Raw genomic sequence first — 6,241 nt, forward strand, 5'->3', positions numbered from 1 at the left:
CCGCCCGGCCACCGTGCGCCCCCGGCTGCGGCTCGTCGGCCTCGGCCTCGCCCTCGTCCTGCTCGCCTTCACCGTGCGGCTCGTCCAGGTGCAGGCCGTCGACGCCGCCACCTACACCGACAAGGCCGCCGTCAACCGCTACGTCACCGTGCCGCTCGCCGCCCAGCGCGGCGACATCACCGACCGCAACGGCACCGCCCTGGCCACCACCGTCGACGCCTACGACATCACCGCCGACCCGTTCCTGTTCACCGAGGAACAGACCGGCGTCCCCGATGCCCCCCAGCAGGCCGCCGCCCTGCTCGCCCCGATCCTCGACCGCGACGAGGCCACCCTGGCCGGACTCCTCTCCGAGCCGGACTCCCGCTACGCCGTGCTCGCCCGCCAGCAGACCCCGCAGACCTGGCGGCAGATCAAGGACCTGCGCAACAACCTGAGCGAAGCCGCCGGCAAGGGCACCGGCGACCAGGTGCTCGCCGGGGTCTTCGCCGAGAAGAACGCCAAACGCGTCTACCCCGGCGGCGACCTCGCCGCCGCCACCCTCGGCTTCGTCAACGCCGAGGGCGTGGGCGGCGGCGGCGTCGAGGCCCAGTTCAACAATCTGTTGGCCGGCGAGGACGGCACCATCACCTACGCCCAGTCCGGCGGACGCCGCGTCCCCACCGCCGGCTCCCAGGAACAGCCCGCCGTCCCCGGCACCGATGTCGCCCTCACCCTCGACCGCGACATCCAGTGGGCCGCCCAGAACGCCATCAGCGCCCAGGTGGCCGCCTCCAAGGCCGACGACGGCTACGTGGTGGTGATGGACACCACCACCAGCGAGATCCTGGCCCTGGCCGGCGCCCCCGGCTACGACCCCAACGACCTCGGCACCGTCACCGACAGCGGCCTGCTGCGCAACGCCGCCCTCCAGGACGCCTTCGAGCCCGGCTCCACCCTCAAGGTCGCCACCATGGCCGCCGTCCTGGAGGAAGGCGTCGCCGGCCCGGCCACCCACGTCACGGTCCCCAACCGGCTGCCGCGCGCCGACCGCAACTTCGCCGACGACCACGACCACGAGACGTACTACCTCACCCTGGCGGGCGTACTCGCCAAATCCAGCAACATCGGCACCATCCTGGCCGCCGAGGAGCTGGGCGCCACCCAGCCGCAGGCCAACGAGGTCCTGCACTCCTACCTCACCCGCTTCGGCTTCGGCCGCCCCACCGGGCTCGGCTTCCCCGGCGAGACCGCCGGTATCCTCGCCGCACCGGGGGACTGGAACTCCGCCCAGCAGTACACGATCCCCTTCGGCCAGGGCATGTCCGTCAACGCCGTCCAGGCCGCCTCCGTGTACGCCACCGTCGCCAACGGCGGCGAGCGCATCGCCCCCACCCTGGTCCGCGGCTACACCGGCCCCGACGGCAGCTTCGAGCCCGCCCCCGAACCCGAGCGGGAGCGGGTGATCAGCGAGGAGACCGCCGCGCAGCTCGCCGAGATACTGGAGACCGTGGTGACCTCCCCCGAGGGCACCGGCAGCGCCGCCAGGATCCCCGGCTACCGGGTGGCCGGGAAGACCGGTACCTCCAACCGGGTGGACCCCGAGACGGGACGTTATTCGGGCTACACCGCCTCATTCGCGGGCTTCGCCCCCGCCGACGACCCCCGGATCGCCGTCTACTGCGCCGTGCAGAACCCCACCGAAGGCAGTTACAACGGCAGCAAGGTGTGCGGACCGGTCTTCAACGAGGTCATGGACTTCTCCCTGAAGGCGCTCCAGGTCCCGCCCACCGGTTCGGACTTTCCGGGCCTTCCCGTCACGTTCGACCCCCACGACTGACCGAAGCGGAGAGCAAGCACGTGAGAACGATCACCGACGACGAGGGAAACCCCCCGCTCGGCACGGCATCCGGCCGCACCTCACTTCGCGGCACCCCCTCCACGCCGGGTACGCTCACCGCCGTGCCCCACGCTGATCACACCCCGTCGGCGCCGCCCCGCCCGGCACGGGTCGCCCCCGTACCGCTGGCGCAGCTGGCCGGGCTGCTGGGGACCACCGTGTCCGAGCCCGCGCCCGCCGGCGAGCATCCAGGCCCCGCCGTCACCGGCATCACCCACGACTCGCGCGCCGTCCTGCCGGGTGACATCTACGTCGCCTTCCCGGGCGCCCGCTTCCACGGCGCGGACTTCGCCGCCCAGGCCGCCAGCCGCGGCGCGGTGGCCGTGCTCACCGACCCCACCGGCGCCGAGCGCGCCGTCGCCACCGGGCTGCCCGTCCTCACCGTGGACGACCCGCGGGCCCGGATGGGCCACCTGGCCGCCGCCATCTACGGCGAGCCGGGCGCCGACCTGCTGAAGATCGGCATCACCGGCACCTCGGGCAAGACCACCACCGCCTACCTGGTGGAGGGCGGACTGCGCGCCGCGGCCAAGGAGGGCGAGCCGACCGGGCTGATCGGCACCGTCGAGACCCGGATCGGCGACCAGCGGGTGAAGTCCGAGCGCACCACCCCGGAGGCCACCGAGCTGCAGGGACTGTTCGCCGTGATGCGCGAGCGCGGCGTCACCTCGCTGGCCATGGAGGTCTCCAGCCACGCGCTGGTGATGGGCCGGGTGGACGGCGTCGTCTACGACGTGGCGGTCTTCAACAACCTCAGCCCCGAGCACCTCGACTTCCACCCCGACATGGCCGACTACTACGCGGCCAAGGCGCAGCTGTTCACCCGGGCCAGGGCCCGCGCCGGTGTCGTCAACATCGACGACGAGTACGGGCGCCGGCTGGCGGGCGAAGCCGAGATCCCGATCACCACCTTCTCCGCCGAGGGCCACCCGGACGCCCACTGGCGGGCCGACGAGGTCACCCTGGGCCCGCTCGGCTCCACCTTCACCGCCATCGGCCCGGACGGGGTGCGGGTGGCCGCCACCGCGCCGCTGCCAGGACCGTTCAACGTCGCCAACACCCTCGGCGCCATCGCCGCCCTGTCCGTGGCCGGGATCGACCCCGCCACCGCCGCCGGCGGCATCGCCGCGGTCCCCGGCGTCCCCGGCCGCCTGGAGCGGGTGGACGCCGGCCAGCCCTATCTGGCCGTGGTCGACTACGCCCACAAGCCCGACGCCGTCGAATCGGTCCTGCACGCGCTGCGCAAGGTCACCGACGGCAAGCTGCACGCCGTCCTGGGCTGCGGCGGCGACCGCGACCCGCACAAGCGGGCCGCCATGGGCGCGGCGCTGGCCCGGCTGGCCGACACCGCCGTGCTGACCTCCGACAACCCGCGCTCGGAGGACCCGCTCGCCATCCTCGCCGCCATGCTGGCCGGCGCCGCCGAGGTGCCCGTTCACGAACGCGGCACCGTCCTGGTGGAGGAGGAGCGCGCCGCCGCCATCGCCCTGGCCGTCGCCCGCGCCGAGGCGGGCGACACCGTCCTGGTGGCCGGCAAGGGCCACGAACTGGGCCAGGACATCGCCGGAGTCATCCGGCCCTTCGACGACCGAACCGAACTGCGCGCCGCCATCGAGCGGGCCGCGGTTGCCCATCCGCCCTCACGCCACAACGCCACGCGAGGCCCACTGAAGTGATCCCTCTTCCCGTTGCTGAGCTCGTCACGGTCGTACGGGGCACCCCGCACGACATACCGGAGCCGCCACCTCCCGTCACCGGGCCCGTGGTCATCGACTCCAGGGAGGCCGTACCCGGCGCCCTGTTCGCCGCCCTGCCCGGCGAGCACGTCGACGGCCACGACTTCGCCGGCCGGGCGGTCGCCGCCGGCGCCGCCGTCGTCCTGGCCACCCGCCCGCTGGGCGCCGGGGTGCCCACCGTCGTGGTCGACGACGTCACCGAAGCGCTGGGTGCCCTCGCCCAGCACACGGTGCGCCGGCTCGGCACCCCGGTCATCGCCCTCACCGGCTCCTCCGGCAAGACGAGCACCAAGGACCTCACCGCCCAGCTGCTGGAGCGCGTGGGCCCCACGGTCTACACCGCCGAATCGTTCAACAACGAGATCGGCCTGCCGCTGACCGCGCTGCGGGTGACCGGGGAGACCCGCCATCTGCTGCTGGAGATGGGCGCCCGGGGCATCGGCCACATCCGCTACCTGACGACGCTGGCGCCGCCCACCATCGGCATGGTGCTGAACGTGGGCACCGCCCACCTCGGCGAGTTCGGCAGCAGGGAGGCGATCGCCGAGGCCAAGGGCGAGATCGTCGAGGCGCTGCCGCCGGCCGGCGAGGGCGGGGTGGCGATCCTCAACGCCGACGACCCCCTGGTGCGCGCCATGAGCGCCCGCACCCGCGCGCGCGTCCTGCTGTTCGGGGAGGCCGAAGAGGCGGACATCCGCGCCGAAGACGTCCATCTGACCCCCCAGGGACGCCCCGCGTTCCGCCTCAGTACCCCCACCGGGTGCGCCGACGTGACGATGCGGTTGTACGGTGAGCACCACGTGTCGAACGCGCTTGCCGCTGCGGCTGTTGCGCATGAGGTAGGCATGTCCGCTGAGGAGATCGCTCAAACGCTCTCCGCCGCGGGCCCGCTCTCGAAGTGGCGGATGGAGGTCACCGAGCGAGCGGACGGCGTGACGATCGTCAACGACGCGTACAACGCCAACCCCGATTCCATGCGGGCCGCACTGCGCGCGCTCGCCGCCATGGGCGGTGCCGCCGGAGCGGGGGGCGGCCGTACGTGGGCGGTGCTCGGCGCGATGGCCGAGCTGGGTGACGACGCGCTCGCCGAGCACGACGCCGTCGGGCGGCTCGCCGTCCGGCTCAACGTCAGCAAGCTTGTGTCCGTGGGCGGTCAGGAAGCCGCCTGGCTGGACATGGGCGCCAAGAACGAGGGTTCGTGGGGTGAGGAGTCGGTGCACGTGTCCGACGCTTCGGCAGCGGTGGAGCTGCTGCGCGGTCAGTTGCGGCCGGGAGATGTGGTGTTGGTGAAGGCGTCCAGGTCGGTCGGCCTGGAGCAGGTCGCCATCGCGCTGGCCGGCGACGTCGACGGCGTTGGTGAGGTCGCCGCCCGATGAGGCAGATCCTCTTCTCCGGTGCCATCGGGCTGTTCCTGACCCTGATCGGCACCCCGCTGCTGATCAAGCTGCTCGCCCGCAAGGGCTACGGCCAGTTCATCCGGGACGACGGCCCGCGCGGCCACGCCGGCAAGCGCGGTACCCCCACCATGGGCGGTATCGCCTTCATCCTGGCCACGCTCATCGCGTACGCGGTGACGAAGATCGTCACCAGCTCCGCGCCCACCGTCACCGGGCTGCTGGTGCTGTTCCTGTTCGCGGGGATGGGCCTGGTCGGCTTCCTCGACGACTACATCAAGATCGTCAAGCAGCGCTCGCTGGGGCTGCGGGCCGGCGCCAAGATGCTCGGCCAGTTCTTCGTCGGGATCGCCTTCGCCATCCTCGCGCTGAACTTCTCCGACTCGCGCGGTCTGACCCCCGCCTCCACGCATCTGTCCTTCACCCAGGACTTCGGCTGGTCCATCGGCCCGGTGCTGTTCGTGCTGTGGGCGCTGTTCATGATCCTGGCGATGTCCAACGGCGTGAACCTGACCGACGGCCTGGACGGCCTGGCCACCGGCGCCTCCGTGATGGTCTTCGGCGCCTATGTCTTCATCGGCGTGTGGCAGTACGGCCAGACCTGCGCCAACGAGCTGACGGCGGGGGCCACCTGTTACGAGGTCCGCGACCCGCTCGACACGGCGGTGGTCGCCGCCGCCATGATGGGCGCGCTGTTCGGCTTCCTGTGGTGGAACACCTCGCCCGCCAAGATCTTCATGGGGGACACCGGCTCGCTGGCCCTGGGCGGCGCCCTCGCCGGTCTGGCCATCGTCTCCCGCACCCAGCTGCTGGTGGCCCTGCTGGGCGGTCTGTTCGTCCTGATCACCATGTCCGTGGTGATCCAGGTCGGCTCCTTCCGGCTCACCGGCCGCCGGGTGTTCAAGATGGCACCGCTCCAGCACCACTTCGAACTGAAGGGGTGGAGCGAGGTGCTGGTGGTGGTCCGTTTCTGGATCATCCAGGGCATCTGTGTGATCGTCGGCATCGGAATCTTCTACGGCGGATGGGTGGCGGACTGGTGAGCGAGTTCTCCGGGCAGCGGATCACCGTCGCCGGGCTCGGCGTGAGCGGCCTGTCGGCCGCCCGCGCCCTGGCCGGCCTCGGGGCCCGCGTCACGGTGGTCGTCGGCGGCGACGGCGAGCGGCAGCGCGCCGCCGCCGCGGAGCTGGAGCGGGCCGGCATCACGGTGCGGCTCGGCGACGGCGCCACCC

General features: G+C 72.5%; 5 protein-coding genes. All 5 read left to right on the plus strand.

Features of this window, described 5'->3' with window-relative positions; translation table 11 throughout:
• Nucleotides 1-1,819, plus strand: a 1,819-nt coding sequence (locus ACFV5N_RS23195) for a peptidoglycan D,D-transpeptidase FtsI family protein (protein WP_385603091.1), incomplete at its 5' end; no start/stop codon positions are given.
• A 20-nt stretch (nt 1,820-1,839) separates the two neighbouring features.
• Nucleotides 1,840-3,555, plus strand: coding sequence for a UDP-N-acetylmuramoyl-L-alanyl-D-glutamate--2,6-diaminopimelate ligase (locus ACFV5N_RS23200; protein ID WP_385603094.1), 1,716 nt, complete (start codon nt 1,840-1,842; stop codon nt 3,553-3,555).
• Entirely contained in the window at nt 3,552-4,991 is a 1,440-nt protein-coding gene (gene murF, locus ACFV5N_RS23205; protein ID WP_385603097.1) for a UDP-N-acetylmuramoyl-tripeptide--D-alanyl-D-alanine ligase, read from the plus strand. Before ACFV5N_RS23200 ends, murF begins: the two co-directional genes overlap by 4 nt.
• A complete protein-coding gene (gene mraY / locus ACFV5N_RS23210; protein ID WP_375066090.1) occupies nt 4,988-6,052 on the plus strand; it encodes a phospho-N-acetylmuramoyl-pentapeptide-transferase in 1,065 nt (354 codons plus the stop codon). The genes murF and mraY overlap by 4 nt, the downstream gene beginning before the upstream one ends.
• A partial coding sequence (locus ACFV5N_RS23215) for an NAD-binding protein (protein ID WP_385603100.1) occupies nt 6,034-6,241 on the plus strand: 208 nt, incomplete at its 3' end. The genes mraY and ACFV5N_RS23215, both read left to right, overlap by 19 nt.

Source organism: Streptomyces sp. NPDC059853 (assembly GCF_042731495.1).
GTDB lineage: Bacteria > Actinomycetota > Actinomycetes > Streptomycetales > Streptomycetaceae > Streptomyces.

Bases quoted from the DNA above. Each gene is read 5' to 3' on its own strand.
- mraY (WP_375066090.1), top strand. From the start codon at position 4,988: ATGAGGCAGATCCTCTTCTCCGGTGCCATCGGGCTGTTCCTGACCCTG.